Origin of the sequence: Bradyrhizobium sp. 2S1, from assembly GCF_011516625.5 — a bacterium.
Lineage (GTDB): Bacteria > Pseudomonadota > Alphaproteobacteria > Rhizobiales > Xanthobacteraceae > Bradyrhizobium > Bradyrhizobium septentrionale.
In genome coordinates this window covers 4,102,062-4,128,904 of sequence record NZ_CP147717.1, presented here as the reverse complement: position 1 = coordinate 4,128,904, position 26,843 = coordinate 4,102,062, and the positions used below count along the sequence as shown (strand labels likewise).

Sequence of the window (26,843 nt, the reverse complement as noted above, 5' to 3'; positions counted from 1 at the left end):
CACCGATTTCATCGCCCCGGCCAACCCCGGGGACGGCGATGCTGGTGTCGCCCCTGGCCAGTGCTGCCATGGCGCTGGTCATGCGGGTGATCGGCATCGTGATGGTGCGCGTGAGTAGAACGCCCATCAGCACTGCGGTCATGAGCGAGGCTGCGCCGCCGAGAATGGTCATTGCGTATGCAGTCGCGTACGCCTGTTTCTGCACGACGTCGCGTTTTGCCAATAAGTCGCGCTCAACCGTGTCGATTTCGTCCAGCTTGCCGCGGACGAGGTCCATTGCGGTTTTGCTGACCTCCGAGGCCGTCACCGAGTGTGCCTCCTCGCGAGTCTTTGGGTTCGCCATCAGCGCGACCTTCCGCTCGGCGACCTCCGAGCGCCACTTCGTCGCCAGCTCGTTTAATTCATCAAGCCGGCTCTGCTGAGCGCGGTTGTCCGAGGTGAGGTCCCTTAGCCTCCGGATCGCCACGCCGAAGACTTGGCCGCCCTTATGATAGGGCTCCAAAAATTTCTGGTCGCCGGTGAGCAAATAGCCGAGCACACCGATTTCCTGATCCAACATTGCCTCCAGTGCCATGTCTAGCGTGTCCAACACGTCAGTGGTGTGAACCCGCAAAATTTTGGCCGCTTCGATCACGCGAAGCCTGTCGTATACGATCGCGCTGCTCACAAATATGATCGCAACTACTGCGGCAAACGCGACCATGAGCTTGTGTGAGATCTGCAAATTCGGAAAAGCGGACACATGATCCTCGAAAGCCGAAATCCACCGAATGACCAGCTTTTTAGTCGAGATTGTCCCCGAGCGAGGGCATTAGCAATGGAGTGGCCATAGGGCAAAGTGGCGCGTCCGCAAGTTCCGCGCCAGTGGGACGCTTGATGCGATGCGCTCGTTCGGTCTTGGCGACGGGGGCCGTCGTCGTTGGAACTATAGCTTTGCCCATATCTGAGGGGGTGCTGGCGAATCGGCGAGGTGAACACTCCCGTGCCGTTGACCTCATGAAACCGATCCTCGACAGGATGCACCGTCTCGGAGGAAGTCCCGCGCAACAGGACGTTCTGGAGCAAGTCTTTGGCGACGACGTGCGCCTGATACTCGCTCGGGGTACGGCGCGATATCCAATTCCGCCCGAACGCCGGACTGGATATGCCCAAGCAGCACGGCAGTTTCGGCACTAAGTTTGGGCTAAGCCCAACCCGCCTTCGCTGCTTCGACACCACGTAATCGAACGAAGCAGCTATTTGCTGCGGTGCATGAGTCCGGATGTGCCCAAAGTAGACCCGCCCGCATGAGCCGCGAACGTCCGCTTTGGGAAGCAAGGCAGACGAAACTCAGGAACGTCCCATCGGCCCCTACCCCGAAGCGGATATGCCGTGATGGTCATCGCCCGCTTGGGCTTGGGCGGGTGATCTAGCCCGTCCTATTCGTGAGAGTGCTTTTTTTAGTCCGATTGATGTGGCCGCACATCTGCTCTGACGAGGCGCGCGGGATTGCCTTCGGCTTTTCACCGCCTGACCGACCCGTACTTTGCAACGCGCTTGAGGTGTAGGTTGGGCGAACGGGGGGCGGACGCCCCGCCGGTCAAGGACCGAGAGGCAGCAGCGCGCCTGGCAAGCCGCGGATCAGGTCGGCTTCGGGACATGCCGCGGCAAACGCAAGGCGAATGCGGCTCGTGGTCTCGACGACACGGGCAGCGAGTTTCAAGAGACGAAGACGCAGCGTCGCGAACTCGGCTGTGGCCAATTCCCGGGCTTTGGGAATCGCGTCGCGCACGGTCAGCATCAGCCAATAAGCGGCGGTGTGGAGAACGAGGCGGACTTGATTGGCGAGCGCCGAACGGCAGCTGGTGCGATCGGAGGCGAGCTGTGTCTTATGCAGCTTGATCAGATTCTCGGCTTGGCCGCGCGCGCAATACAGGCTGTCGTAGATCCACTCGGCCGAGCCGACATCGAGGCTGGTGACGACGAAACGGATGTCGAGGCCGAGCATCGTCGCCTCAATACGGGCGACGGTACGCCGTTCGCGATCCCAGGACTTGGCCTTGTGGCGCGTCTCGGTATAGCCACGCAGAACCGGCAGGTTCTCGATGGCGCGTCGCGTGCGGATGTCGTCGGCGGCCTCGTCGAGTTTTCTGGCGAGCGGCTTGGTGCCGGACAGACCGAAGATGTAGTCGATGCCGTTGGTCTCGCACCACGCCATTGCCTCCGGCCGGGCATAGTGCCCGTCGCCACGGAACGTAATTCGCGTGTTGTGCCACCGCGTCCGGATATGCCGTATCAGGCGGCGCAGATGGGCACGCACCTCGACGCCGCCCGGCGTCTTGCCGGGCCGCAACACGACCGCCACGGGCCGGCTCTTCTCCGTGTCGTAGACGTGGATCGGCAGGAAGCAGCGTTCGTCATAATGAGCGTTGAACAGCGAGAGCTGCTGATGGCCGTGGACGACATCGCAGGTATCATCGATGTCGAGCGTGACGGATGCCGGCTCGCGCGGGTAGCTATCCATCCATGCGTCGACCAAAGTGTAGGTCAGTCGGATCACGTCGCGCAGGCGCGGAGCATTCTCCAGCCGCGACAGCGTCGGTTGGGAACACAGATCGCGACCCGTGTCCGGCAGCCGTCCGCAGGCCAGCTTGAATGCGGGATCGGACCGCAGATGATCGAGGTCGTCGGCGTCCTCGTAGCCGCAGCAGATCGCGAACATGCGCGCGCGGAACATATCGACAAGGCTGTGCACGACCCGCGTCGGATCGCGCCGATCCGGGAACACCCGGGCCAAATTGTCGGCCAAGCCGAGACGCCGCTCGGCCATCGCCAGAAGCATCACGCCCCCGTTCGAGGTCAGCCGACCGCCATCGAAGGCAGCTGTGACTTTCTTGGCGTGAACGGCTGGAAACGAGAAGGGCAGAATCGTATCATCGGTCATGGCGGGCCTGGCGTTCGCGGTTGAGGTGATGGGGTTGGCTTTGCAACCGAATCCTACGCCGCATCAGCGCTTTACACCACGCTCGCCAGCCTCTCAGGCGCACTCTGACGAATAAGACGGGCTAGTGGCGTCGCTAACGGACGTCTTTTTCAGTGCTCTCTGGCAGTCGAAGGGCTCGATTATGAACCATTTGAACTCGACTCATTGCCTGACAGCTTTCGGTATGACCGACGCGTCTTGGCTTTTGGCATCAACTGCGGGGTTGAAGCTATTGAAAGCGGACTTAGGACCTCTGATGCACCGAACACATCAAGAATGCGCCCATCTTACTGGACCCCTGCTTCACAACCGCCCGACTTAAAGTTCGAAACACTTTCAATTGATCCTATTGGGTCCTGCGAACTGCTCGTGTCCGAGTTCGAAACGTGGGCGATTGGTTCTTGGGCGACTAACGTACTTGAGGCGCGAGCGAACTCCGAAGGCTGGTCCGAGGGCATGCGGAATGAGGCGACAAGAGCGGCTTCTGACTTCGAGAAAGAGATGTCTCGTGTTCAAGAGGGGCTCAGCCTCTTGAAGGGCGATTCCCAACTCCAGCTAGCATTCCGCCTTATGAATCGAGCGATGCAAATCTCCGCAAGAGGTAAGTACGAGAGTTGGCGACCTTTCCAGATTGCATTTTTGCTCGCGAACATACGATGTCTCGTCGAGCCGTCGCAGGAAGCTGATATCGTCGATATCGTTTGGTTTGCCACTGGCGGCGGCAAGACCGAAACTTACCTCGGATTGCTGATTACGGCTGCACTTCTTGATCGCTTACGCGGCAAATCATCCGGAATAACCGCTTGGTCACGGTTTCCCCTAAGGCTTCTCTCCCTGCAACAAACCCAACGTTTTGCAAATGCCCTCGCAGCCGCCGAAACCGTTCGACGCGAAGAGAACATCGATGGCGATCCATTCTCGCTGGGCTTTTTGGTTGGGGGGACGGCAACCCCAAACAGGGTTAGGAAGGAGGCTCTTCGCGAAGGGGAGTGGGATGCAGATAAAATAGACGATACACCCAATGCCTTTCGAATTATTGAGACCTGCCCCTTTTGCCGCTTACGGACGGTGACCACGAGTTTTGATCGAAAGTTCTGGCGATTAGTGCACGTGTGCTCAAACCAACAGTGTGACTCCAAAGAGGAACCGCTTCCTCTCTATGTCGTGGATGATGAGATTTGGCGCTTTCTCCCTACTGTTGTTGTAGGAACACTTGATAAAGCCGCGAATATCGCTCGTCAGTCGGGCATGCGGGGTCTCATTGGGCCACCTTGGGGTCTCTGCACGAAGCCCGGCCACGGTTACACCTATGCCAAAAGGTCTGACCGCAAGAACGGGTGCCTTGTACCCGATTGCGTTGGTGGCGATCCGATAGAACCGCCACTAAATCCAACGCTTTTTGCACCGACCTTCCGGCTTCAAGACGAGCTTCATTTGCTTCGAGACAGCTTGGGAGCGGTCGACGCGCACTACGAAGCTGCACTTGACAGCATGCAGGAAGAGTTGACTGGGACGAGAGCAAAAATTCTCGCGTCTTCTGCGACGTTGACGGGATACGAGAAGCAAGTTTCGGTGCTGTACCGTCGCGCTGCTAGAGTATTTCCGCAACCTGCGCCTCAGGATGGAAAGGGATTCTGGACATCCGATTCTGCGGAACTGATGCGTCGATACATTGCTCTTGCTCCAAGGCAGCTAACCGTGGAGTTCGTGGTCGACCGGCTCATCGTGACGTTGCAGTCTGCCATTCGCAGATTACTGACCGAGCCGGAGACGGTTTGCTCGGAACTTCAGATTGATCCGGCATATCGCGAGTTCCTTGTCAGCACATACGGAACCAACGTCGTTTATGGGAACACTCTACAAGACCTGGACGCGGTAGTTCGTTCTTCCGAAACTCAGTATGCGGGCCTTGAGCCTCCGCCCAACATTGAGTCGCTGACCGGGCGAACAGGTTTTGAGAATGTGAGAGAAATCCTTGATCGATTGGAAAATCCTGAGCAAGAATTCGATAAGCGGCTGCATTTGATCGCTGCCTCGTCAATGATGTCGCACGGTGTCGATATCGATCGACTAAATGTGATGATCATGATGGCTCTGCCGTTAGGCGTTGCTGAATTCATACAAGCAACTGCGCGCGTCGGCCGTCGATGGCCGGCCCTTGTCATCGTTGTGCCAAAAATGACACGCGAACGAGACGCAAGCGTATATCGATCATTTGCGGAATTTGTTTCGCACGGTGACCGATTCGTAGAGGCGATACCGATCACGCGCAAGAGCCGGCGCGTCTTGGAGCGCACGTTGGCAGGCTTGGAACTGGCTCGCCTTCAGCTCATACATGAGCCCAGTTCTTCATCGTCGTTAACGACTCCACGTCATCTAAACGCTTTGGTTAGAGAACGGCCCACTCTCTTAGAAGAAGACTGCGACGCCATAAAGCGGGCGCTGGGATTAGGCGAACTTGACGAATTCTTGAATGATCAGGTGGACATCTGGTTCGAAGGCTTTAGCAGGAACCTTCGAGAGCCCCCTGCCGATACCCGCTTTATTTCCGACTTGTCTCCTACCGGCCAAGCGATGCTGTCTTTACGAGACGTCGAAGAACAATCGCCCGTTTCTGGGGATAGCAGCCAATGAGGGAAACAAGAAGCAATTCACAAATTCTGTTTGGTCATTTACCGGAGCAAACCGTAGACGCCGCCGGCGGGATTTGGAAAGTACGGCGATGGACCGACGCACGCGTCGAGAGCGCAATAGATCCGCAAGCTCTACGCGAGGAACTCATTCGGGCGGCCTATCCTTGGTCGGCCGAGGATGAGGATGGTGGCTTCGTGGCAGACCTGCTCAGGAATCGAGCGGTACGCGTGAAGTCAGTGAACAAGGAGCGTGGAATTTGGTGCGAGCCGTTCCCACGCCTATATCTTTGCCGACGTTGCAAGCGGCTTCACAATACGCCAACCGGCCGGTGCCAATGCGGTTCTACCACACGACGCGGGCAACTGCCTTTCGTCGGCTATCATCAGGCATGCGGCGCGTTGAAGACGCCGTACGTTAGAAGGTGCCCGAAACACGGTGAACGCGCGGTCAGGCTGCCGGGCACAGCTTTGGCAACGGAATTGGTTTTCTATTGCCCGGTTTGCAATGACACGATTCACCGTGGATTTGGGGCAGCATGTGATTGTGATCAGGGCGGCGCCCTCTCATTCACGGTCCACCGTTCCGGCAACGTGTTCAAACCTCGCGGTGTAGTACTTATCAATCCGCCTAAACGAGAGGTCTTACAGCGTGTTGAAGCCGCAGGAGGTGGCGAAAGAGCGTTAGAATGGATTCTGGATGGGATGCGGGGCCGAAGTCTCGTAGATGCGCCCGCCGCTACAGATTCGGACTCTCTGCGTCGAATGCTGAGGGAGCGTGGCTTCGACGAAGCAACAGTGGCCGCCATGGTAGCCGCTATGCCCGCACAGGCTAGGCAGCCGGCATTAGCCGCGAATTTGGCACCACTTGCTAAGGAACGCGCCCAACGCGAAGCGCGTCAAATAGCGTTGGCTAATTTTGAGAGCAGGATCACTGTCTCCGACATGATAGAAGCTGCGGTAGGAGACCAAACAAAGCAGCTCTATGAACGGACCTATCCGGCCATCCTCAGGCGTGCGGGTATCGAACGAGTAGAATTGGTTGATCGATTCCCTGTGCTAACAGGGCAGTTTGGATACACGCGTGGAGAAGCCACTCCTGGAAAAAGCAGATTACGAACCTACCGAGAAACCAACGGCGATTACACCGTCTACGGTGAACTGGTACAAACGGAGGCCCTCTTTGTTCGTTTGGATCCGTTGTACATCCACAAGTGGATGGTTCAACGTGGACGGCAACTGACGACAGCCACCAACTCGAAGGAAGCTGCCATAGCTGTTTTGGAAGATTTGGCAGGGCCTTCCGGTGAATACACCATAACCAATGAGTCGGATCGCCTATTGGTGACATTGGTCCACTCGTTCGCTCACGCTTTCATCAAGAGAGCGGCGGTGTTCTCCGGTATCGAAAGAAGCGCCCTTTCCGAGCTAGTGCTACCTTACTGCTTTGGCTTTTTCGTGTACTCGGCTGCAAAGGGCGATTTCATCTTGGGAGGACTTCAGGCGCTATTTGAAAGCGACTTGCACACATTACTGGACGGGTTGGTCGAAGATGAGCAAAGATGCGCTCTTGATCCTGGCTGCTCCGACAACGGAGGCGCCTGTGCCGTTTGCCTCCACCTTGGAGAGCCTTCTTGCCGCATGTTCAACACGATGCTTGAACGTTCCGTGCTCGCGGGGGGCACCGGCTACTTTGATTTAACAGCGGCCACATGAGTCCAATTCAGGCGTTCCGCTGTTTGCCATGTCCAATAACAACAAGGACAGTTCGAGCACGGCTCATCCCAACATAGGCCAACATCTTCTCTGAGTTAGCGCCTTCGGAGGAATCGAGTAGCAAAACAACTGCCTCTGAATCGAGCCCTTTGAATCGCGCAATAGTTTCAACCGCGATGCCTCGACTGCCCCATTGGCCAAATGAGTAAGGCCCCACTGTGAAGCTTCTTAGCCGGGCGGCCGTATTCGCCGAGGCGCACAGAACCAACAGGTTAGCCGGACCAAATCCTTCGTCTATAAGCCGCTCAACGACGGTGATGACGTCTATTTCTGGGTTCTTGGGTACGCATACGACGGAGGCCGCCTGATTGACGCATGCGCGCGGGCACGGCGAGGTCTATGATGGCATTGGGTGAAGGGTGAAGGTCAGGCGGCCTGCTGATTGGCTGGCTTGTCGGCCTGGCGCAGGAGCTTCCATTCCCAGGGCAAGAGCTCGTGCAGACGCGATGCGGGATGATCGGCGATACGGGCCAGGACGTCGGCGAGCCAGGCCTTGGGATCGACGTCGTTGAGGCGACAGGTCGTGATCATCGTCAGCATGATGGCGGCACGGTCGGCGCCGCGCTGGCTGCCGGCGAAGGTCCAGTTGCGCCTTCCCAAGGCGATGCCCCTCAATGCGCGCTCAGCGCAATTGTTGGTCAAGCAGATCCTGCCGTCGTCGAGGAAGCGGGCGAAGCCGTCCCAGCGCCTGAGCATGTAGTTAATCGGCTTCAGGACCTCGGAGGAACGCGAGAGGGTTTCGCGCTCGCGGAGCAGCCAGGCATGCATGTCCTCGAGAAGTGACTTACTCTGTTCCTGGCGAGCGGCACGCCGCTCGCCGGCACCGCGGCCGTTGATGGCGCGCTCGATCTCGAACAACGTATCGAGGCGTCTGACAGCCTCCAGCGCGATCGGGGAGACCGGTTTGCCTTTCTTGCCTTCCCGAGCATTTTTCTCGATATCAGCCAGCTCGAAGAAGCCCCGCCGCGCATGGGCCACGCAAAACGCCGGCGTAATCGGCAGCGCCTTCTTCTGCGGGTCGAACAGCGGCTCGAAGCCGCTGTAGCAATCCGCCTGCAAGATGCCGGCGAAGGCGGCCAGATGTCTCTGTGGATGCTCGCCTCGTCGTATCCGTCCGAGGGCGGCCGTCTTGCGAGTTTTTCCGATCTGTAGCTGACTGTCCTTATGGACGGACATAAGGACAGTGCGGTGCTGAGCCGCATGGATTTGGTGGAGACCGGTCGGCGGCGACGCTGGACGCGTGCGGAGAAGCTCAGAATCGTAGAGGAGAGCTTCTCGGGGCCACGACTGGTGTCGGCGACGGCTCGCCGGTATGGGATATCACGTCAGCTTCTGCTGAGCTGGCGCAAGGCTTGGACCTGTCATGATCCGGCCGAAGAGGATTCGATCGGCCCGACATTCGTCCCTGCGATAGTTGCGGCAAGTACGCCGCCAACGACGGAAGCTGTCGAGACAGGTCAGATCGAAATCGTGAGCCCTCAGGGGCTGCGCGTGGTCTTCGGCCCCGGTGCGGATATCGAGGCGGTCGTTCGAATTGCTCGGGGCCTGGCGCGCCGATGATCCCGATCCCGACGGGCGTGCGGGTGTGGCTGGCGACGGGCCATACCGACATGCGGTGCGGCTTTCCGAGCCTGGCTCTGCGCGTGCAGGAAGTGCTCAAGCGCGACGCCATGGGCGGCGGTCTTTTCTGCTTCCGGGGCAAACGCGGTGATCTATTGAAGGTCATTTGGCACGATGGCCAGGGCGCCTGCTTGTTCACCAAAAGACTCGAGAGAGGCAGGTTCATCTGGCCATCGGTTGCTGGTGAATCGGTAACGATCTCTCCGGCGCAGTTGAGCTATCTGTTGTCCGGGATCGATTGGCGCAACCCTCAAGAAACCCAGCGTCCGACGCGGGTCGGATAGTCGTTTTACGGTTTGAATCTGCTGCTCGATCTGATTCAATGGCTCCATGATATCGAAGCCGGATGATCTTCCATCGGACCTTGTCAGTGCCCTGGCGGCGCTGCAGGCCGAGCGTGAGGCGCGACAGAAAGCCGAGGCGAAGGCCGCCAACTGGCAGGCGCAAGCCGCGAATGCGCAGGCGAAACTGTCGGATACCGAGGCGCTGATCGCTCATTGTCATTCGGCCTGCAATATTGACCCCCTAAGCCGGGGGATCGGCGTCCAAAATTGACCCCCTACAGATTGATCTGTTGCGCTGCCTGCTTTGGAACGAAGCAGGTGGTGGGGGATGCTGATCGTGGAGACAATTGCCCGGATCCGGCGCGAGCACTTCATCAAGGGCAAGACGATCAAGGAGATCGCCCGTGACCTGAAGGTGTCGCGGAACACGGTCCGGAAGGTGCTGAGGTCGGGAGAGACCTCCTTCGAGTACGAGCGGCAGGTGCAGCCGCGGCCAAAGCTGGGACGATGGGCAGTAGAGCTTGACGGATTGCTGGCGGCGAACGCGGCCAAATCGGCTCGTGAACAGCTGACGTTGATCCGGATCTTCGAAGAGCTGCGCGGCCGCGGCTACGACGGCGGTTACGATGCCGTGCGGCGTTACGCCAGGCGGTGGAGCAAAGAACGCGGGCAATCGACCGCGGCGGCTTATGTCCCGCTGAGCTTTGCCCCAGGCGAAGCCTACCAGTTCGACTGGAGCCACGAGGTGGTCTTGCTGAGCGGGACCACGGTGATGGTGAAGGCCGCCCATGTCCGGCTCTGTCACAGCCGCATGCTGTTCGTGCGGGCCTATCCGCGGGAGACGCAGGAGATGGTGTTCGACGCCCACGACCGGGCGTTCGCTCTGTTCAAAGGCACCTGCACCCGCGGCATCTACGACAACATGAAGACCGCCGTAGAGACGATCTTCGTCGGTAAAGGGCGTCTCTACAATCGCCGCTTCCTGCAGATGTGCAGCCACTATCTGGTCGATCCGGTCGCCTGCACGCCGGCGTCGGGCTGGGAGAAGGGGCAGGTCGAGAACCAGGTCGGGCTGGTCCGGGAGCGCTTCTTCACGCCGCGGCTGCGGTTCAAAAACCTCGACGAGTTAAACGCCTGGCTGCTCGACAAATGCATCGCCTACGCCAAGGCTCATCGCCACCCGGAGCTGGTCGATCAGACGATCTGGGAAGTGTTCGAAGCCGAGCGTCCCAAGCTCGTTCCCTATGCCGGCCGCTTCGACGGCTTCCATGCGGTGACGGCATCGGTCTCGAAGACCTGCCTGGTGCGCTTCGACAACAACAAGTACTCGGTCGCAGCCAGCGCAGTCGGACGGCCGGTCGAAGTCCAGGCTTATGCCGACCGCATCGTGATCCGTCAGGATGGACGCATCGTTGCCGAGCACCCGCGATCCTTTGGCCGCGGCGAGACGACCTATGATCCCTGGCACTATGTGCCGGTGCTGGCTCGCAAACCCGGTGCCTTGCGCAACGGCGCTCCCTTCAAAGACTGGGTGCTGCCGGCCGCGATCGAGCGGATCCGGCGCAAGCTTGCCAGCACCGACGATGGCAATCGGCAGATGGTCGACATCCTCACCGCGGTGCTGACTGACGGTCTGTCCGCGGTGGAAGCGGCCTGTGCCGAAGCGCTCGGTCATGGCGTCCATTCCGCCGATGTCGTGCTCAACATCCTGGCCCGTCAACGTGAACCCGCCCCACCGGCCAACATCATGACGCCGGCCGCACTGACGCTCCGTCATGCACCGATCGCCGATTGTGCCCGCTACGACAACCTCCGGAGGACCATCTGATGGAACGAACCCAAATCTTCGACCTCATGGGCGAGCTCAAGCTCTACGGCATGAAGGCTGCCTTCGACGAGATCATGGCAACTGCCGTCAAGCGCCAGCACGAACCTCAGCGCATTGTCGGCGACCTGCTTAACGCCGAGATCAACGAGAAGCAGGCCCGCTCGATCAAATACCAGCTGACCATTGCCAAGCTGCCGCTTGCCAAGGACATCGCCGACTTCCAGTTCGACGGCACGCCGATCAATCAGACTCTCGTCAATGATCTCGCCAGCGGCGGCTTCATCGCCCAGCAACGCAATGTCGTGCTGGTTGGCGGCACCGGCACAGGCAAGACCCACCTGGCCATTGCCATCGCCAGAAGCTGCATCCGATCCGGTGCCCGCGGCCGCTTCTTCAACGTAGTCGACCTCGTCAATCGCCTCGAGACCGAGACCCGCAACGGACGGCAAGGACGGCTCGCCGAGCATCTGACCCGGATGGACTTCATCGTGCTGGATGAACTCGGCTATTTGCCCTTCGCCCAGTCCGGTGGCCAGCTCCTCTTCCACCTCGTCAGCCGGCTCTATGAGCGCGCCTCCGTCATCGTGACGACCAATCTCGCCTTCGGCGAATGGCCGAGCGTGTTCGGCGACGCCAAAATGACCACAGCGCTGCTCGACCGATTGACCCATCACTGCGACATTGTCGAGACCGGCAACGATAGCTGGCGGTTCAAGAGCCGAGACGACGATCACGCCACCCGCGCTCGTCTCGCCTCCGCTATCCCGGCCAGCTCCGACGAGACGAGCGCTACCAGCAAAGCCCGCCGCACGAAGGGGTCAAAATTGGACGCCGATGAGGGGCGCATTGCCTCATCGAAAATGTTACCGAACAATTCCGCTGATGACTGGGGCGGCGTTACCGAATCAGGTCGGTGGCGCCAATGGCGAGCGGGATCAGCATGGGCGCAAGGCGCGAGGTGTTGGCCGTGGTGGCGAGGCGCTACCGTGCGGCTGGACGAGTTGAGAAGGGACGGATCCTTGACGAGTTGACAGCAACGACGGGTTGGCACCGCAAGCACGCGGTGCGAGCACTGTCGGTTGCCGGAAGGGACAGGCCCAGACCACCACTGGACGAAGGGGCAACGAGCCCAACCGAACCAGCGACAAGTCGGCGACGCAAATACGCCAGCGTGCGCGACGCGCTGATCGCGCTGTGGGAAGCCTCCGATCGCGTCTGCGGTAAGCGCCTCGTATCGATGATCCCAGTGCTGTTGCCCGCACTCGAGCGGCATGGCCGGCTGAAGCCAACGAGCGCAGAGCGTGCGCTGCTGACAACTCTGAGCGCGGCGACGATCGATCGGATGTTGATCGACGTTAAAATTGCGGCTGCTGGGGGGCGCCGGCGGCGAGTCGGATTCTACTCGGCGATTCGACGCGAGGTGCCGATCCGCACTTTCAATGACTGGGCAAACCCGCCGCCAGGCTTTTGCGAGATCGACATGGTCGCGCACGGTGGGACCAGCGTCGCCGGCTCGTTTATCCAGACTTTGACCATGGTGGACATCGCAACAGGATGGACGGAATGCCTGCCCCTGGTGACACGCGATGGCAGCCTCGTCGTGGAAGCGATGACGCGAGCACAGGGCCTGTTCCCGTGGGTGATCTGTGGCGCCGACTTCGATAACGACAGCGCGTTCATGAACGACGTCGTCGTTCCATGGTGCCGAGCACAGAAGATCGAGGTAACGCGGTCACGTGCCTACAAAAAGAACGATCAGGCTTTCGTGGAGCAGAAGAACGGTGCGGTGGTCCGGCGGCTCGTCGGATACGGGCGCTTCGACGGGGTCGAGACGGCCCGCGTGATGGCACGTCTCTACGCGGCGGCGCGCCTGCTGGTGAACTTCTTCCAGCCGTCATTCAAGCTCAAAGAGAAGCGCCGCGAGGGTGCCAAGATCATCAAACGCTATCATCCGCCTGCCACACCATACGAACGTGCACTGGGGCACCCGAAACTCCCATCAGCGGTCAAGCGCCGTCTGCGCCAGACGTATCGGACTCTCGATCCCATACAATTGCTTGCCACGATCCGCACGGCGCAGGAAGAGCTCGGCGAACGGATCGGCAAGCGCGGTCTTGCGAAGGTTCCCACCGTATCGCCGGCTGATCCGCTCTCGTTTGCCCGATCGCTCGGCACGGCGGCAAACACCGCCGAAGTGCGGGCCACGCACCGCCGGCCGAAACGGCGATACAAAAAGCGTATTCGCATGCCCTCGAAGCTCGATCCCCATCTCGCGATCATCGAGAACTGGCTCGCCGTCGAGCCACAGCTCACTGCACTGGCCATCGTGGGCAGGCTCGCCACGATCGATCCTTCGATGTTCAGCGACAAGCAGCATTCGATCGTTCAGCGCCTGCTTCGGTCCCTCCGGCGGAAGGTGGCGGAGACAGCCATCGTATCCATGCCCGTGGATGAAATACGGCCCGAGGCTGTGGACGGCGCTGCGTGTGATGAGCACTCCGCCCCGCCCACAGCCTCTCCACCGAGCTGGCCGCGGCTCGAGACCGGTCTGGGGCAGTTCGTAGACCTTCATCCCGGGTAACATTACTTCCTGAGGCAATACGAGGGGTCAAATTTGCAGGCCGATTGACACGCTCATCTCGAGTTGCGCATCGAGAAGCTGAAACGCGAACTGCACGGGCAGCGATCCGAGCGCTCGGCACGGCTGCTCGAGCAGTTGGAGTTGGAGCTCGAAGAACTCGTCACCACGGCGAGCGAGGATGAGCTTGCCGCACAGGCCGCAGCGGCGAAGACGCAGAACGTCCGCCCCTTCATGCGCAAGCGGCCGGTGCGCAAGCCATGGCCTGACGATATCGAACGCGAGCGCGTCGTCATTGAGACTCCAACGACCTGCGCCTGCTGCGGTGGATCGCGGCTGGCGAAGATCGGTGAGGATGTGACCAAGACGCTGGAGGAGATCCCGCGCCGCTTCAAGCTGATCGAGACGGTACGCGAGAAGTTCACCTGCCGCGATTGCGAGAAGATCAGCCAGCCGCCCGCGCCGTTCCATGCCACGCCGCGCGGCTTCATCGGCCCACAATTGCTGGCGACGATCCTGTTCGACAAGTTCGGCATGCATATCCCGCTCAACCGCCAGAGTGCGCGCTTTAAGGCCGAGGGGATCGACCTGCCGTTGTCGACGCTGGCCGACCAGGTCGGCCACGGGACCTTCGCCGTCATGCCGCTCTTCCACTTGATCGAACGCCACGTGCTCGCTGCCGAGCGCCTTCATGGCGACGACACCACCATCCGTATTCTGGCGAAGGGCAAGTGCACGACCGGGCGGATCTGGACTTATGTGCGGGATGACCGGCCGTTCGCCGGGCCTGCGCCGCCGGCAGCGGTCTATTACGCCTCGAGCGACCGACGAGGCGTACGCATACGACGGAGGCCGCCTGATTGACGCATGCGCGCGGGCACGGCGAGGTCTATGATGGCATTGGGTGAAGGGTGAAGGTCAGGCGGCCTGCTGATTGGCTGGCTTGTCGGCCTGGCGCAGGAGCTTCCATTCCCAGGGCAAGAGCTCGTGCAGACGCGATGCGGGATGATCGGCGATACGGGCCAGGACGTCGGCGAGCCAGGCCTTGGGATCGACGTCGTTGAGGCGACAGGTCGTGATCATCGTCAGCATGATGGCGGCACGGTCGGCGCCGCGCTGGCTGCCGGCGAAGGTCCAGTTGCGCCTTCCCAAGGCGATGCCCCTCAATGCGCGCTCAGCGCAATTGTTGGTCAAGCAGATCCTGCCGTCGTCGAGGAAGCGGGCGAAGCCGTCCCAGCGCCTGAGCATGTAGTTAATCGGCTTCAGGACCTCGGAGGAACGCGAGAGGGTTTCGCGCTCGCGGAGCAGCCAGGCATGCATGTCCTCGAGAAGTGACTTACTCTGTTCCTGGCGAGCGGCACGCCGCTCGCCGGCACCGCGGCCGTTGATGGCGCGCTCGATCTCGAACAACGTATCGAGGCGTCTGACAGCCTCCAGCGCGATCGGGGAGACCGGTTTGCCTTTCTTGCCTTCCCGAGCATTTTTCTCGATATCAGCCAGCTCGAAGAAGCCCCGCCGCGCATGGGCCACGCAAAACGCCGGCGTAATCGGCAGCGCCTTCTTCTGCGGGTCGAACAGCGGCTCGAAGCCGCTGTAGCAATCCGCCTGCAAGATGCCGGCGAAGGCGGCCAGATGTCTCTGTGGATGCTCGCCTCGTCGGTCGCTCGAGGCGTAATAGACCGCTGCCGGCGGCGCAGGCCCGGCGAACGGCCGGTCATCCCGCACATAAGTCCAGATCCGCCCGGTCGTGCACTTGCCCTTCGCCAGAATACGGATGGTGGTGTCGTCGCCATGAAGGCGCTCGGCAGCGAGCACGTGGCGTTCGATCAAGTGGAAGAGCGGCATGACGGCGAAGGTCCCGTGGCCGACCTGGTCGGCCAGCGTCGACAACGGCAGGTCGATCCCCTCGGCCTTAAAGCGCGCACTCTGGCGGTTGAGCGGGATATGCATGCCGAACTTGTCGAACAGGATCGTCGCCAGCAATTGTGGGCCGATGAAGCCGCGCGGCGTGGCATGGAACGGCGCGGGCGGCTGGCTGATCTTCTCGCAATCGCGGCAGGTGAACTTCTCGCGTACCGTCTCGATCAGCTTGAAGCGGCGCGGGATCTCCTCCAGCGTCTTGGTCACATCCTCACCGATCTTCGCCAGCCGCGATCCACCGCAGCAGGCGCAGGTCGTTGGAGTCTCAATGACGACGCGCTCGCGTTCGATATCGTCAGGCCATGGCTTGCGCACCGGCCGCTTGCGCATGAAGGGGCGGACGTTCTGCGTCTTCGCCGCTGCGGCCTGTGCGGCAAGCTCATCCTCGCTCGCCGTGGTGACGAGTTCTTCGAGCTCCAACTCCAACTGCTCGAGCAGCCGTGCCGAGCGCTCGGATCGCTGCCCGTGCAGTTCGCGTTTCAGCTTCTCGATGCGCAACTCGAGATGAGCGATCAGCGCCTCGGTATCCGACAGTTTCGCCTGCGCATTCGCGGCTTGCGCCTGCCAGTTGGCGGCCTTCGCCTCGGCTTTCTGTCGCGCCTCACGCTCGGCCTGCAGCGCCGCCAGGGCACTGACAAGGTCCGATGGAAGATCATCCGGCTTCGATATCATGGAGCCATTGAATCAGATCAAGCCGCAGATTCAAACCGTAAAACGACTATCCGACCCGCGTCGGACGCTGGGTTTCTTGAGGGTTGCGCCAATCGATCCCGGACAACAGATAGCTCAACTGCGCCGGAGAGATCGTTACCGATTCACCAGCAACCGATGGCCAGATGAACCTGCCTCTCTCGAGTCTTTTGGTGAACAAGCAGGCGCCCTGGCCATGGTGAGTCGGCCCCGGGGGTTGCACCCGGAGCCGCTCTCCGAACCGTACGTGACGCTCTCACGTCATACGGCTCTCAACAAGTAACGAGGCAGAACTCAACATCGCCCAATGAGCGAACAGCTTCGGCCTGCGGCAGCGGATCAATCTGAGCCAGGTGGAGGCTCTGACTTTTCCATTCTTCAGCCCTTTGTATTTGCGTCGCGCCCAGCGGTTAAGAGATTCGTCGACATATCGATACAGGTTGTGCATTTCTGACCGCCCATATCTGCCGTAGTACTGCCTCCATCCACGAAGGACGGGGTTCAGTTCCAAGGCAATTGCGTCGACTTCCGTCTGCGAGCGAAGCCTGAGGCGGAGCTGCCGGATCGTCATACGCATAGACGTCATCGCCGCCCTGCTGACCGCTGGCGAGAACGTACAGAAGTTTTCTTTCTTCTGATGGTTTCTTGCCCTGCGCGGTCGAAAGGTAAATCCCAGAAAGTCAAATGACTGACTGGCATGGCTACCCGGGCGATTGCTGTCTTTGCAGTAGACGATCTTGGTCTTGTCGGGATGCATTTCGAGTTCGCATTCCTTAAACCTTGCTTGCAGCGCCGCCTTGATGGCTTCCGCTTCAGCCTTGGTTCGGCAATGAACGAGCCCGTCGTCCGCGTATCGACACCACGGCGACTGCGGGAAGTTCCGCGCCATCCATGTATCGAACGCATAATGCAAGAACAAATTGGCAAGGACGGGACTGATCACGCCGCCTTGGGGTGTGCCCCGGTCGCGAGCGGTGATCGCTCCGTCTCTGTCTTGCATCGGCGCTGTTAGCCAGCGTTCGATGTAGAGCAGAGCCCATTCGTCTTGCACATGCTTCCTGACGGCCTTCATAAGCAACTTGTGGCTGATATTGTCGAACAGGCCTTTGATGTCGAACTCCAGCACCCAGTCCATCCTCCAGCACCGTTGCCGGGTGACGCCGACGGCGTCCAGCGCGGATTTTCCGGGCCGGTAGCCGTAGGAATCGGGAAGGAAGATTTCCTCGAGTGCTTGTTCAATCTGCAGCTTGACGACCGTTTGCGCCACGCGATCTGCTACTGTCGGCACACCTAGAATGCGTTGCCCGCCGTTCTTCTTGGGAATGGAGACAGCCCGAACGGCAGGTGGAAAGTAGCTGCCAGAAGACATTCGATTCCAGACCTTGTAAAGGTTGCCCTTCAAGTCCTTCTCAAAAGCTTCGAGCGACACCTTATCCACGCCGGCCGAGCCCGCATTGGCTTTGACCAATCGGTAGGCCTTCATCACTGTCTGCTTGTCGATATCGTACTGCTTACGTCCGGTTACACTCACATGTCCTCCTGCTCATCACAGTTGCATATGGGAGCAACCCACTTGTTTCGGCCCCTTCGCTCCAGTCCCATTACAGCACCTTCATCACTACTACGAGCCGATCCGCCCCAGTGTTGTGCTTCGGTACTCTCGTCTCGCGGTGTGCGCCGCTTGAACTTCTCCCTTGGCATCACAACGACTGGTTCCTGCAGTTCTCTACAAGAGCCTGTATCCAGATCGCGTCCCCTAAACGCCGGTCGCCATCCGCGCAGTAATCCAGGCGCCTCACGGATTGATCTCAGGGATGGCACGCGCCCCTGATTTTGGCGACGCCTTAGTAATTTTCGACGCGTCATCGGAAGATTCGCTTTCGCTCGCCTTCTGGATACTTACCTGCCCCGTACACCCGGGACTTTTGCAACACTTGCTCATGACCGCGCCTTTTAAGCGAAGCCACAGTGTCGTGGTTTTGCATCTGCGCCTGAAACGCCGATGCAGGAGGGCCATCCTCCATCTCTCATAAAGCTGTACGCATTAAATTCGGTTATTCACCTCCTTCATGCTCTGCAGCACACCGTGCCAAATGACCTTCAATAGATCACCGCGTTTGCCCCGGAAGCAGAAAAGACCGCCGCCCATGGCGTCGCGCTTGAGCACTTCCTGCACGCGCAGAGCCAGGCTCGGAAAGCCGCACCGCATGTCGGTATGGCCCGTCGCCAGCCACACCCGCACGCCCGTCGGGATCGGGATCATCGGCGCGCCAGGCCCCGAGCAATTCGAACGACCGCCTCGATATCCGCACCGGGGCCGAAGACCACGCGCAGCCCCTGAGGGCTCACGATTTCGATCTGACCTGTCTCGACAGCTTCCGTCGTTGGCGGCGTACTTGCCGCAACTATCGCAGGGACGAATGTCGGGCCGATCGAATCCTCTTCGGCCGGATCATGACAGGTCCAAGCCTTGCGCCAGCTCAGCAGAAGCTGACGTGATATCCCATACCGGCGAGCCGTCGCCGACACCAGTCGTGGCCCCGAGAAGCTCTCCTCTACGATTCTGAGCTTCTCCGCACGCGTCCAGCGTCGCCGCCGACCGGTCTCCACCAAATCCATGCGGCTCAGCACCGCACTGTCCTTATGTCCGTCCATAAGGACAGTCAGCTACAGATCGGAAAAACTCGCAAGACGGCCGCCCTCGGACGGATACCCTTCAATTCCGCCTCGCGCTTCTTCATGCGCTCATAACTCATCGCCTTGTGTTTCGACGCGTTCGCCTTGATCTTCGTACCATCCAGCGCGACATGACCGAGCTTGACCAGCCCGGCCGTCTCGCACAACTTCAGAACCTGCACGAATAGCGCGCCGAGCGCCTTCAAATGTCGCTTGCGAAAGTCGCTGATCGTCCGAAAATCCGGCGCATCCAGCGCCACGATCATCACAAAATCGTTCCGCTCCCGGCAGGCCTTGGCAATCCGACGCGACGAATACAGCCCACTCGCATAGCTATGCAGCAGCAGCGCCACCATCATCCGCGGATCAAACGGCGGCTGCCCAAGCCCGCTCACATCCACGCATGGGTTGGGCTCAGTTCTGGGTCGGTGACGCCTTGCGCCCGGACCCATTCCGCCAAGTCTCCGCGCACGTTGCCCGCTCTGCTCCGACTGGGGTTCATCGGATCGCTGCTCGCGCGAGGCGGTGTTTTGTCATCGTAGAATAGTGCGCCCTTCCCGACGGAGCGGACCATTTCGAGAAAGCCCTGAGCGATCAAATGCTCATGGATCGGCACAACTCGGGTTTTCCGCGTCTTGATCGTGCCCGCATCCGGCATGAGCTTCATGTAATGGAAGCTGCCACGCTTCTCGATGTCGTCGCCACGGAGCTGCGTAACCTCGCCCGCACGCGCACCAGAATAAGCGCACAGCCAAGGCACCCACCGCTTCGCCCGATCCAAAGGTGTCTTGGGGTTCTTGATGGCTAATGCAGCCCTCAGGATCGTGCGCGCTTCTTCTTCGGTGAAAGCCTTCGTTTCGCGGCTGCGGGATTGCCTTGGTACATCCACCTTGATGTCGGCGAACGGGTTCCTTCTGACGTGCTTGTGCTCCGCGCCCCAACCGAATACCCGACGCGACGACGAAAGCCACACTTCACGCACGGTGGTCGCGGATCGCTCCTCGGTAACCAAGCCTCTCACCCATGCACGCGCGGCATCCTCGGTGATCCCATCGGCTCCGACATCCGCAAAATGACGCTGCATCTCAAGAAACACGGCACGCCAACGCTGCACTGTGTTGTCTGCGGGTTTGAGGGCTTTCACGAATGCCTCGAACAAATCCCAACAGCTGATGCCCGCACTTCGCGTCGGCCCATCGGTGAATGCCGGGAAGCTGTCCGGGGTATCGTCGCGGGAGTAGTCGCCGTTCGCCCGCCGTTCAAGGAGCGTTATGGCGGGCAAGAGATTGTCGCTAACGGCATCGACAAAGAGCGCGTAGGCGTTGGCGTTCAGCGCCTTACCCTCGCTGGCGAGAAATGTCGCCACACGCGCCAACTCGGCAACCTGCGGCCTTACTGCTTCGCGGACCTCGGGCTCCCTTTGCCATTCCCAGTGAGGATCGGCCTTGGGGTCCTCGTGGTAGCTTTCAGGCGCCTCAGGGTAAATCACGTCCCAGACGAGATGATCGCTCATCTCCCGCCAACGCTTTGGTGGCCCCGGATCGCCTTCGTACTGTCCGACGAACCATGTGTACCACCGTCCAGCAAGAGCTATCGCATTGAGCTTGGTGAGCGGCTGGCCTTCGCCGTTTCGTTCGGCTCGCAACGTGGCGATTTGAGTTTCAACCTCAGAAATCCATTCGGCTAGACGAACCTTGGCCTCGTGTTTGGGCGTGTCCGCAGGCAGCTTTAGATGAACTTCGCGCTTCACCTTGTACAGCCGCGCGTACTCCTCTCGGACATCCTGCGGGATGACCTTCCGAGCAATCCATCTGTTATCAGCAAGTCGATTTAGCGCGACCATCCGCAACGCCATTTGTGCGCCCTTTTGTATTTTGCAAGGCGCAAATCCGTTTGGCTTATCAGTAAGATGCTGAGAGTGCGGGGCATTTGTACTGTTGTGGTACAGTTGGGTGGGCTCGAACCACCGACCTCCTGTTCCACAGACAGGCGCTCTAACCAACTGAGCTACAACTGCATCCTGACGCAACGCCCCAACCCGAAGGGGGGCGGCGATTTCGGGCGGAAACTAGGTGCAACGCCGCGCTTTGGCAAGGCTTTAACGCGGGCTTTCGGCCCGCATTTCGCGCCGTTGGATAACCGATTTTCAAGCAAAAGGGCCCGGACCGCTGCGGGCCCGGGCCTTTCGCTGGTCTCTTGCAGGCTTAGGATCAGGCGGCCGGCTTGTAGAACTTCGAGGCGTTGGCCTTGATCGGCTCGGCGGCCTCGGTGGCGACCTTCTGGCCGAGCTCGGCCAGTTCCTTGGCCTGCGCGGTGTAGGTCTCGAACTGCTTGCGGGCTTGCGACGTCCACAGCTCGACCGCTTCGGTCGGCGACTTCACGCTGAACAGTTCCTGGGCGAAGTCGAGCGACGAGGTGGTGTTGGCCTTGAAGAACTCGATCAGCTTGGCCGAATACTCGCTGGCGCCCTTGCTCACCGAGGTGAACACGGCCTCGACGGTCGAATTGTGGGTCTCGGCGGCGTCCTTGAATTTGGCGTAGCTGTCGCGGGCCTGCAGCACGCCCTTTTCAGCGAACGCACGCATCTGCTCGGGGACCTCGAACGGGATGATCGAGGCGGAAAACGGATCGGACGGGTTGGTCATACGTGTAATCCTTCGCAACGGGTGAGTAGATGTGACCATTGCGGACGCCCCGGAGCCAAAGAGGCCGGGAGCGCAGAAATGGATCACGCTGCCTTCGATTCACGGGAGTGCCCTTTTTGTTGGGCCCGCCTAATAAACACCCATATCATGTCAATTTTGTGCAACGCAACGTAAGATCGTGTGCGACGCGTTATTTTTATGTGGCGGAATATAGGGGTACCGCGGCCGACCGAGGCTGGGTGCACCAAGGTCGGCTGCGGTCCAGCCGCCGTCAGTTCTCCGTCAGTTCTTGGGCTTGACAGCATCCATCGCGGCGCGGCTGACGGCCTGCCCCATCTCGCTGGCCTGCTCGGCGAGCGAGCGCATCTGGCCCTGCACATATTCGCTGTGCAGCCTCATGACCTCGTTGAGGTCGTTGGCCTTGAGCAGCGACTGGGCGTAGTCCAGCGACGACTGCACGTTCCTTTCCGCATAGGACAGCGCCTTGGCGGAAAGGTCCTTGGCGCCGGCCCGCATCTCCGCGTTGCGCTCCTCGATCTTGCCAGCGGTGTCCCTGGCGTTGGTCACGAACTGCTCGAACGCCTTGCGCGCCTGATCAAAGCTCGCCTCGGCCATCGATCGCATGTCCTTGGGGATTTCGAATTTGGGAATCTCGAAATGGTCACGCGCGTTGTCGCTCATGGTCGTTCTCCCTCGCTTGGTGATCGGCCCGCCGGTTGGCTCCGATGGCCTGCGGCAGGTTATATCGTGGACTGCAATCGCAGGTGTGACGCGGAGCCGCCCTGGTTCCGCAATCACCCGCCTCGCAGCAGCCTATTCCGACAACGCCAAACGGCGGTGGATCGTTCAGCCAAGTTAACGTTATCCCGGCTTTGGCTGGCGCACTCTCGCCGCGGACATGGACCTGCCGCCCCCCAGTTGCGATACTAACCTTCTGTTAAGGCTGTCGTCCTGCGGCTGCCGGCCCCTTCGGCAAAGCTAAGGAAGTAAGCCCAACCCATGCGGTCAAATCTGGCGTGATCAGCGACGCGGAATTCCAGATCCAGGCACTCGGCGATGTGAGGCTGATGGATCATGCGACGAGCGCCCAGCCGGCATGGCTGTGGTCGGCTGACGGCGCACGGATCCTGTGGGCCAATCCGGTCGGTGCGCAGGTATTCGGTGCCGCCAATGGCGCCGAATTGGCGAAGCGCGCCTTCGGCCCGGCCGATCCGCATCGCCGCCAGGTCGCCCGCCTTGGCCGCAGCCTCGCCGCGACCGGCGCCATCAGGCTGGAGCGGCTGCCCGGGTTCGGCGCAGCGCCTGGAATGCTTGCGACCTGCGGCTGCGCGCGGCTCGAGCTATCAGACGGCAGCCACGGCATCCTGGTTTCGGCGCTCAATGCCAGCGGCCGCGGCATGCCGCTCGCCGAGCGATTGCTGCGGCTGGTGCAGGGGCTCGACCGGCCGGCGGCCGCCTTCAACGGCGACGGATTGTTGATCGCAGCCAACGAGGCGGCGCGGCCTCTGCACGATCTCACCGAGGCCGGCCTCGATGCCGCGCGCGGCGAGGCGCTGGCGCAGGGCCGCGCGTCGGCCAGCGTCGCGATCGGCCGCGTCGTGCTGCAGCGGATCGGCCGCGGCGCGGATCGCGCATTGGTCGCGCTGATCAAGCCGGCGCCGCATCTCGCCGCAAAACCGGCGGCGCCGATCGTGCCTGAGCCGGTTGCGCCGGTGACAGCAGCACCCGAAACGCCAGCGCCCGCGGCGGCGACGGCGCAAGAGGCAGCGGCAGTGGAGCCGCCGCCAGCGTCGGCCGTTGTCGAACAACCTGTTGCGCAGGACGAAGTCCCCGCGCCGGCCAGCGAAGCGCCGGCCACCATCACGCTGTTCGATGCGCTGGATCCGCCGCCCGACGAAGCAGCCACAGCCGAGCCGATCATCAGCGTGGCTGAAGCCGAACCAGCGGCGACTGCGCCCACTCTCGCATCAGCAGAACAGGCGCAGGCGGAAACACCACCCGTCGATACGGTGGCCTTCGACACCACGCCTGACGCAACTCCTGCGGTAGAGGAGCCGCTGTCGGAAGCGCTCATCGAGATGCCCGCTGAGGCGCAGGCCGAACAGCCCGCGGATGTTGCGACGTCTCCCGCGCCAGCAGAACAGGCGCACGCAGAGCCCGCGCCCGTCGAGACCGCGCATCCCGAGACCGCGCCGGACGAAACTCCCGCCATCGAGGAGCCGCTGTCGGAAGCGCTGATCGAGGTGCCCACTGAGGCGCAGGTCGAACAGCCTGCGGACGTTCCGGCGTCACCCGTGGTGGCAGAACAGGCGCACGCAGAGGAGCCGGCGCTCGTTGTCGAACCTGCGCATCTCGACACCGCGTCAGCCGACACTCGCACCATCGAAGAGCCGCTGTCGGAAGCGCTTATCGAGGTGCCCGCTGAGGCGCAGGTCGAACCGCCTGCGCCTGCCCCCCCGCGCGATCTCGAGGGGACGGCAACCGCGCCGGCCGCCGCGATATCATCCCCGCCGGCCGATCACGCGCCCTCGCCCTATGCGATCGCGGATGCGCCCCTTCCGCCGCCCGCCGCCGAGCCGGAGCCCGCGACGCAGGCGGCGGTGAAGCCATCATGGCTCGACGAACCCTTGCCGGTACGGCGGCATCCGCTGCGCTTCATGTGGCAGATGGACCATGAGGCGCGCTTCTCGCTCGGCTCCGACGAATTCACCCGCCTGATCGGCCTGCACACTGCCGCCGGCTTCGGCCGGCTGTGGAGCGACATCGCCGCGAGCTTTGGCCTCGATCCCGAGGGCCGCGTCATGCAGGCGTTCGCCAGCCACGACACCTGGAGCGGCATTACGCTGCATTGGCCGGTCGACGGCGGCGGCCGGCTGCCGGTGGAACTGTCCGGCCTGCCGGTGTTCGACCGCAACCGGAATTTCGCCGGCTATCGCGGCTTTGGTGTGTGTCGCGACCTCGACGGGCTTGCGCGACTCGCAGCAATGCGCCGCTATGAGTTCTTCAGCGGCGCGATCGCGCCGCAATCCTTGTCGGCCGATGTCGCGCCTGCGCCGCGCACCGATGCGCCGCCCGGGCCCGCCGCCCCGCCGCATGACAATCCTCCGCCGCACGCGGAGCCGCCGCCCGACACGACCGCAGCCGCACCACCCGAGGAATTGACCGAGCCGACAGCAACAAAGACTTCACACCAAGCCGATCCGGATCACGCCGTGGAAACGAACGAGGAAACGCGCGAAGTGCGTCACGACCCGCCACCGAACGTGGTGCAGTTCCGCCCCGCCGGCGACACCCGGCCGCCGTCGCTGACGCCGGTCGAGAACAACGCCTTCAACGAGCTCGCCCGCCAATTGTCGGCGCGGCTCGAGAGCGAGGCGGGGCTCACCGCGACAACGAATGAGAGCGCCGCCGCGGAGCCGGTTCCCGAGGAGCCCGACCCGACCGAGCCGCCACAGGAGGCGACGCCGCAGCAAGAGACGGTCGCGCAGCAAGCGCCGCCGACCGACCCGCAAAAGGCCAGCTGGCTCGCTGCGGCCGAGCCGGCGCCGCGCGCCGACTCCCGGCGCGACCGCGCGCTGCTCGATCTTTTGCCGGTCGGCATCCTGATCTACCGGCTCGACCGCCTGCTCTATGCCAACCACGCCTTCCTCACCCGCGTGGGCTATGACAGCCTGCACGGGCTGGAAGCTGCTGGCGGGCTCGACGCGCTCTATGTCGAGCCAGGCGTCTCGCAGGCGAGCAGCACCTCCGGGACCGGCACGCCGGTCACGATCTCGGCGAACCAGAACGGCGGCAGCGACGCAGAGTCGGTATCTGCGGAAGCGCGGCTGCACACCATCACCTGGGACGATGATTCCGCGCTGGCGCTGATCTTCTCGCGCACGCTCGAGGAAGATGCCGCGGTCGCCGCCGCGCTGTCCGATCCCGAGCCTGCGGCCGCGATCGCGGAGCCGGTGCTTGCGCCACCTGAGCCGCAGGCCGGCCACGCCGACGCCGAGGAACTCGGCGCGATCCTCGACACCGCAGCCGAGGGCATCATCATGTTCGATGCCGAGGGCAACATCCATTCCTGCAACCGAAGCGCCGAGGCGCTGTTCGGCTATGACGGCGACGAGTTCATCGCGCACAACCTCGCCGATTTGTTTGCGCCGGAGAGCCAGCACGGCATCCTCGACTATCTCGCCAGCGTGAAATCGGCCGGCGTCGCCAGCCTGCTCGACCACGACCGTGAGACGCTCGGCCGCGTCCGCCAGGGCGGCATCATCCCGCTGTCGGTGACGATGGGCCGCACCCGCGCCGACGGGCCGAACTTCTTCGCGGTGTTCCGCGATCTCTCGCAGGCGAAGCGAAGCGAGGTCGAGCTGCGCGAGGCGCGACGGCTCGCCGAACGCGCGGGGAACGCCAAGACCGACATGCTGGCGCGGATCAGCCATGAGCTCCGCACCCCGCTCAACGCCATCATCGGCTTTTCCGAGGTGATGATCGGCGAACGGTTCGGCGTGCTCGGCAACGAGCGCTATGTCGAATACATGAAGGACATCCGCGCCTCCGGCGAGCGGGTGATCGCGATCGTCAACGACCTGCTCGACCTGTCGCGGATCGAGACCGGCAAGCTCGACCTCGCCTTCACCAACCAGAACCTCAACGAGATGGTGGAGAGCTGCGTCGCGGTGATGCAGCCGCAGGCCAACCGCGAGCGCATCATCATCCGCACCTCGCTCGCGCACACGCTGCCGCCTGTGGTCGCCGACGCCCGCGCGCTGCGCCAGATTACGCTGAACCTGATCGGCAACTCGATCCATCTCGCCAATGCCGGCGGCCAGGTGATCGTCTCGACCGCGCTGTCGGATTTCGGCGAAGTGATGCTGCGCGTGCGCGACACCGGGCAGAGCCTCAACGACAACGAGGTCGCCGCCGCGCTCGAACCGTTCCGCGCGCCGACGCCGTCGGATCAGGCCGGCTCCGGCGGCGTCAGCCTGTCGCTGACCAAAGCACTGGTCGAAGCCAACCGCGCCAAATTCCAGATCAAGACCGGCGGCCGCACCGGCACGCTGATCGAGATCGTGTTCTCCCACGCCACCGCAAGGGCGTGAGGGGGCAAGTGCGTGCTGCTGAGGTCTTCAGCGCGCGCGTGACACTTATCGTCTCCCGCCAGTTACGTGAGGGACGCACCGGCGGAAGGGTTCCCTCTCCCCTTGTGGGAGAGGGTTAGGGAGAGGGGTGCCACACGGCGT

Annotated in this window: 15 protein-coding genes, 1 tRNA gene and 7 pseudogenes; 10 read left to right on the top strand and 13 right to left on the bottom strand. The window is 61.7% G+C overall.

The features are described from left to right. Positions 1-22: 22 nt before the first annotated feature. Positions 23-703, bottom strand: a pseudogene (locus HAP54_RS19460) (CHASE3 domain-containing protein); the annotation flags it as partial. A gap of 876 nt (positions 704-1,579) precedes the next feature. Further along, positions 1,580-2,923 carry an IS1380-like element ISBdi2 family transposase gene (locus HAP54_RS19455; protein WP_166204320.1) on the bottom strand — a complete coding sequence of 448 codons (1,344 nt, stop codon included), beginning with the start codon at positions 2,921-2,923 and terminating at the stop codon, positions 1,580-1,582. Positions 2,924-3,331: 408 nt separating this feature from the next. Between HAP54_RS19455 and HAP54_RS19450 the strand changes: the two genes are divergently transcribed. Further along, positions 3,332-5,596, top strand: a complete 2,265-nt coding sequence (locus HAP54_RS19450) for a helicase-related protein (protein WP_339156846.1) — start codon at positions 3,332-3,334, stop codon at positions 5,594-5,596. Between the two features lie 794 nt (positions 5,597-6,390). After that, the gene (locus HAP54_RS19445) at positions 6,391-7,308 is read left to right on the top strand and encodes a hypothetical protein (protein ID WP_224741864.1); all 918 of its coding nucleotides are present in this window, start codon (positions 6,391-6,393) and stop codon (positions 7,306-7,308) included. 426 nt (positions 7,309-7,734) lie between these two features. On the opposite strand, the pseudogene tnpC (HAP54_RS19440) reads toward HAP54_RS19445, so the two are convergent. After that, positions 7,735-8,475, bottom strand: a pseudogene (gene tnpC, locus HAP54_RS19440) (IS66 family transposase); the annotation flags it as partial. Between the two features lie 57 nt (positions 8,476-8,532). On the opposite strand from tnpC (HAP54_RS19440), the gene tnpA (HAP54_RS19435) reads away from it, so the two are divergent. The 7 genes and pseudogenes from tnpA (HAP54_RS19435) to tnpC (HAP54_RS19405) form a co-directional block, all read left to right on the top strand. Next, on the top strand, positions 8,533-8,928 hold the full coding sequence (gene tnpA / locus HAP54_RS19435; protein ID WP_166202956.1) for an IS66-like element accessory protein TnpA: 396 nt from the start codon (positions 8,533-8,535) through the stop codon (positions 8,926-8,928). Then, positions 8,925-9,272, top strand: coding sequence for an IS66 family insertion sequence element accessory protein TnpB (gene tnpB / locus HAP54_RS19430; protein ID WP_063676425.1), 348 nt, complete (start codon positions 8,925-8,927; stop codon positions 9,270-9,272). The genes tnpA (HAP54_RS19435) and tnpB (HAP54_RS19430) overlap by 4 nt, the downstream gene beginning before the upstream one ends. Before the next feature lie 46 nt (positions 9,273-9,318). Further along, positions 9,319-9,486, top strand: a pseudogene (locus HAP54_RS19425) (IS66 family transposase); the annotation flags it as partial. A gap of 114 nt (positions 9,487-9,600) precedes the next feature. Then, positions 9,601-11,091, top strand: a pseudogene (istA, locus tag HAP54_RS19420) (IS21 family transposase); the annotation flags it as partial. An 8-nt stretch (positions 11,092-11,099) separates the two neighbouring features. Further along, positions 11,100-11,942, top strand: a pseudogene (istB, locus tag HAP54_RS19415) (IS21-like element helper ATPase IstB); the annotation flags it as partial. A gap of 329 nt (positions 11,943-12,271) precedes the next feature. After that, positions 12,272-13,681: an integrase catalytic domain-containing protein gene (locus tag HAP54_RS19410; protein WP_166293515.1), complete on the top strand. Its 1,410-nt coding sequence runs from the start codon at positions 12,272-12,274 to the stop codon at positions 13,679-13,681. Positions 13,682-13,732: 51 nt separating this feature from the next. Further along, positions 13,733-14,512, top strand: a pseudogene (gene tnpC, locus HAP54_RS19405) (IS66 family transposase); the annotation flags it as partial. A gap of 84 nt (positions 14,513-14,596) precedes the next feature. Here the strand turns inward: tnpC (HAP54_RS19405) and tnpC (HAP54_RS19400) are convergent. From tnpC (HAP54_RS19400) to HAP54_RS19355, 10 genes and pseudogenes are all read right to left on the bottom strand, one after another. Further along, positions 14,597-16,270: an IS66 family transposase gene (gene tnpC, locus HAP54_RS19400; protein WP_166205228.1), complete on the bottom strand. Its 1,674-nt coding sequence runs from the start codon at positions 16,268-16,270 to the stop codon at positions 14,597-14,599. Positions 16,271-16,316: 46 nt separating this feature from the next. Beyond that, entirely contained in the window at positions 16,317-16,511 is a 195-nt protein-coding gene (gene tnpB, locus HAP54_RS19395) for an IS66 family insertion sequence element accessory protein TnpB (protein ID WP_166293650.1), read from the bottom strand. 33 nt (positions 16,512-16,544) lie between these two features. Continuing rightward, entirely contained in the window at positions 16,545-17,771 is a 1,227-nt protein-coding gene (gene ltrA, locus HAP54_RS19390) for a group II intron reverse transcriptase/maturase (RefSeq protein WP_166306448.1), read from the bottom strand. Positions 17,772-18,332: 561 nt separating this feature from the next. Beyond that, entirely contained in the window at positions 18,333-18,551 is a 219-nt protein-coding gene (gene tnpB / locus HAP54_RS19385; RefSeq protein ID WP_166294299.1) for an IS66 family insertion sequence element accessory protein TnpB, read from the bottom strand. Next, a complete protein-coding gene (tnpA, locus tag HAP54_RS19380) occupies positions 18,548-18,943 on the bottom strand; it encodes an IS66-like element accessory protein TnpA (protein ID WP_166202956.1) in 396 nt (131 codons plus the stop codon). Before tnpA (HAP54_RS19380) ends, tnpB (HAP54_RS19385) begins: the two co-directional genes overlap by 4 nt. 62 nt (positions 18,944-19,005) lie before the next feature. Further along, positions 19,006-19,410, bottom strand: a pseudogene (locus HAP54_RS19375) (transposase); the annotation flags it as partial. After that, the gene (locus HAP54_RS19370) at positions 19,356-20,819 is read right to left on the bottom strand and encodes a hypothetical protein (protein ID WP_166302813.1); all 1,464 of its coding nucleotides are present in this window, start codon (positions 20,817-20,819) and stop codon (positions 19,356-19,358) included. The pseudogene HAP54_RS19375 and the gene HAP54_RS19370, both read right to left, overlap by 55 nt. An 85-nt stretch (positions 20,820-20,904) precedes the next feature. Further along, a tRNA-His gene (locus HAP54_RS19365) sits at positions 20,905-20,981 on the bottom strand. A gap of 193 nt (positions 20,982-21,174) precedes the next feature. Next, positions 21,175-21,609 carry a phasin gene (locus HAP54_RS19360; protein WP_166302810.1) on the bottom strand — a complete coding sequence of 145 codons (435 nt, stop codon included), beginning with the start codon at positions 21,607-21,609 and terminating at the stop codon, positions 21,175-21,177. 282 nt (positions 21,610-21,891) lie between these two features. Next, positions 21,892-22,290, bottom strand: coding sequence for a phasin family protein (locus HAP54_RS19355; RefSeq protein ID WP_166302807.1), 399 nt, complete (start codon positions 22,288-22,290; stop codon positions 21,892-21,894). 338 nt (positions 22,291-22,628) lie between these two features. On the opposite strand from HAP54_RS19355, the gene HAP54_RS19350 reads away from it, so the two are divergent. Continuing rightward, a complete protein-coding gene (locus tag HAP54_RS19350; protein WP_166308055.1) occupies positions 22,629-26,702 on the top strand; it encodes a PAS domain-containing protein in 4,074 nt (1,357 codons plus the stop codon). The last annotated feature ends 141 nt before the right edge of the window (positions 26,703-26,843 follow it).

What these genes read in the sequence shown, in the direction of transcription:
- tnpB (WP_063676425.1), top strand. Translation starts at nt 8,925, where the DNA reads ATGATCCCGATCCCGACGGGCGTGCGGGTGTGGCTGGCGACGGGCCAT.
- HAP54_RS19455 (WP_166204320.1), bottom strand. Translation starts at nt 2,923, where the DNA reads ATGACCGATGATACGATTCTGCCCTTCTCGTTTCCAGCCGTTCACGCC.
- tnpC (WP_166205228.1), bottom strand. Translation starts at nt 16,270, where the DNA reads ATGATATCGAAGCCGGATGATCTTCCATCGGACCTTGTCAGTGCCCTG.
- HAP54_RS19360 (WP_166302810.1), bottom strand. Translation starts at nt 21,609, where the DNA reads ATGACCAACCCGTCCGATCCGTTTTCCGCCTCGATCATCCCGTTCGAG.
- tnpA (WP_166202956.1), top strand. Translation starts at nt 8,533, where the DNA reads ATGGACGGACATAAGGACAGTGCGGTGCTGAGCCGCATGGATTTGGTG.
- ltrA (WP_166306448.1), bottom strand. Translation starts at nt 17,771, where the DNA reads ATGAAGGCCTACCGATTGGTCAAAGCCAATGCGGGCTCGGCCGGCGTG.
- tnpA (WP_166202956.1), bottom strand. Translation starts at nt 18,943, where the DNA reads ATGGACGGACATAAGGACAGTGCGGTGCTGAGCCGCATGGATTTGGTG.
- HAP54_RS19355 (WP_166302807.1), bottom strand. Translation starts at nt 22,290, where the DNA reads ATGAGCGACAACGCGCGTGACCATTTCGAGATTCCCAAATTCGAAATC.
- HAP54_RS19370 (WP_166302813.1), bottom strand. Translation starts at nt 20,819, where the DNA reads ATGGCGTTGCGGATGGTCGCGCTAAATCGACTTGCTGATAACAGATGG.
- tnpB (WP_166294299.1), bottom strand. Translation starts at nt 18,551, where the DNA reads ATGATCCCGATCCCGACGGGCGTGCGGGTGTGGCTGGCGACGGGCCAT.